Here is a 2,074-nt window from a genome sequence, read left to right as displayed (position 1 = left end):
ACCCCTACACGCAGGCGCTGCTGGCCGCGATCCCCGAGCGTGGCCGCTGCGGCGCACGCGCTTTTCGCTCCATCCGCGGCGAGATCCCCAGCCCCATTTCGCCGCCCTCGGGCTGCCATTTCCATCCCCGGTGCCCGCACGCCATGCCGCGCTGCGCCACCGAGGTGCCGCGGTTGCGCGGCATCGCCGTGCGGCACGAGAGCGCCTGCCACCTCAACGATGGCTGACCGCCCACTGCCCGTTGCCCGCCGTATCCCGTTCGTTTTTTCCTGAAAGGCCCGCCATGACTTCCTTCCGCCTCGCCACCCTGGCCGCTGCCGCGCTGCTCGCCGCTACCGGTGCCACTGGCGCGCTCGCGCAGACCGGCAACACGCTGTCCATCGGCTTCGCCGACCCGGTGTCGTCGGTCGATCCGCAGCTCAACAACCACGCGGGCGACCGCTCGCTGGCGCTGCATTTCTGGGACTCGCTGGTCAACTCGCGCGACGGCGGCAAGCTGGAGCCGGGCCTGGCCGCCAGCTGGAAGACGCTGGACGACAAGACCTGGGAGTTCAAGCTGCGCACCGACGTGAAGTGGCAGGACGGCACGCCCTTCACCGCCGACGACATCGTGTTCTCGTTCCAGCGCGCGCGCAACGTGCCCGGCAGCGTGGCGTCCTATGCGGGCGCGCTGCGCACGGTCGAATCGACCACGGCCAAGGACGCGCACACCGTCATCGTCAAGACCAACACGCCCAACCCCATGCTGCCGCTGGAGATCGCCTCGATCTACATCGTGAGCAAGCACGTGGGCGAAAAAATCGAAGACCGAGGACTACAACGCCGGCCGCGCCGTCGTGGGCACGGGGCCATACAAATTCATCTCCTACGTGCCGGGCGACCGCACGGTGTTCGAGCGCAGCGCGAGCTACTACGGCACCAAGCCGCTGTGGGAGAAGGTGAACTACCGCTACATCAACAACGGCGCGGCGCGCACCGCCGCGCTGCTGGCGGGTGATGTGGACGTGATCGACAAGGTCGCCGTGACCGACGTGGAGAAGCTGCGCAAGACGCCCAGCGTGAGCGTGTACACCTACCCCGGCCTGCGCGCGCTGCTGCTGCAGCCCAGCTTCAAGGCCGGCGCCAACGAGTTCGTCACCGACAACGCGGGCAAGCCGCTCGCGCAGAACCCGCTGCGGGACGTGCGCGTGCGCCAGGCGCTGTCGCTGGCCATCAACCGCAAGGCCATCGTGGACCGCGTGCTGCAGGGCACGGTGACCGAGGCCAACCAGTGGATGCCCAAGGGCAGCTTCGGCTACAACCCCGAGGTCAAGGACATTCCCTACAACGTGGAGCAGGCCAAAAAGCTGCTGGCCGAGGCCGGCTTTCCGCAGGGCTTCCAGATCACCATCCACGTACCCGGCGACCGCTACCCGCAGGCCCCCGAGACCGTGCAGGCCGTGGCCCAGTTCTGGAGCCGCGCGGGCGTGAAGACCAAGGTGGAGGTGCTGCCCTGGGCCTCGTACGCCAGCCGCGCCAACAAGAACGACTTCGCCGTCAGCGTGATCGCCTGGGGCAACGGCACCGGCGAGGCCGGCTACGGCCTGCTGCAGACGCTCGCCACCACCGACGCCCAGCGCGGGCGGGGCGCCAACAACTGGGGCCGCTACAGCAATGAAGCCGTGGACAAGGCGCTCGACGCCGCCACGGTGGAGTTCGATGCGCGCCGCCGCGAGGCCGTGTTCCGCCATGCCGCCAAGCTGGTCACCGACGACGTGGGCCAGATCCCGCTGTTCCACTACCAGAACATCTGGGCGGCCAAGAAGGGGCTGAAGGTCGAGCCGATCCTGAGCGACCGCACCACCGCCCTGCAAGTCACCCGCGTGGGCAAGTAAGGCGTGGCCGCGCTCACCATCACCCCCGCCGACGCGCTGATCGACGTGCCGCGCCACATCGTGGCCAGCGGACTCGTGCCGGGCGAGACCGTCACGCTGCGCAGCCACACCCTGCGCGGCCCGGGCGTCGCCTGGCGCGCCGAGGCCGTCTTCGAGGCCGATGCCCAGGGCACGGTGGACCTGTCGCGCGACGCGCCGCG

At 69.5% G+C, this 2,074-nt stretch carries 2 protein-coding genes and 1 pseudogene; all 3 read left to right on the top strand.

What is annotated here, in order from left to right; translation table 11 throughout:
- Positions 1-227, top strand: a 227-nt coding sequence (locus tag AC27KI_RS23505; protein ID WP_487116133.1) for an oligopeptide/dipeptide ABC transporter ATP-binding protein, incomplete at its 5' end; no start/stop codon positions are given.
- Positions 228-283: 56 nt separating this feature from the next.
- Positions 284-1,874, top strand: a pseudogene (locus tag AC27KI_RS23500) (ABC transporter substrate-binding protein).
- Positions 1,875-1,877: 3 nt separating this feature from the next.
- Positions 1,878-2,074 (top strand): acyl-CoA thioesterase/BAAT N-terminal domain-containing protein (locus AC27KI_RS23495; RefSeq protein ID WP_487116131.1); only part of this gene is annotated, 197 nt, incomplete at its 3' end.

Source organism: Acidovorax sp. KPB24-03 (assembly GCF_057546605.1).
The sequence above is the reverse complement of the archived record's forward strand: the minus strand, read 5'-3'. Positions and strand labels throughout refer to the sequence as shown.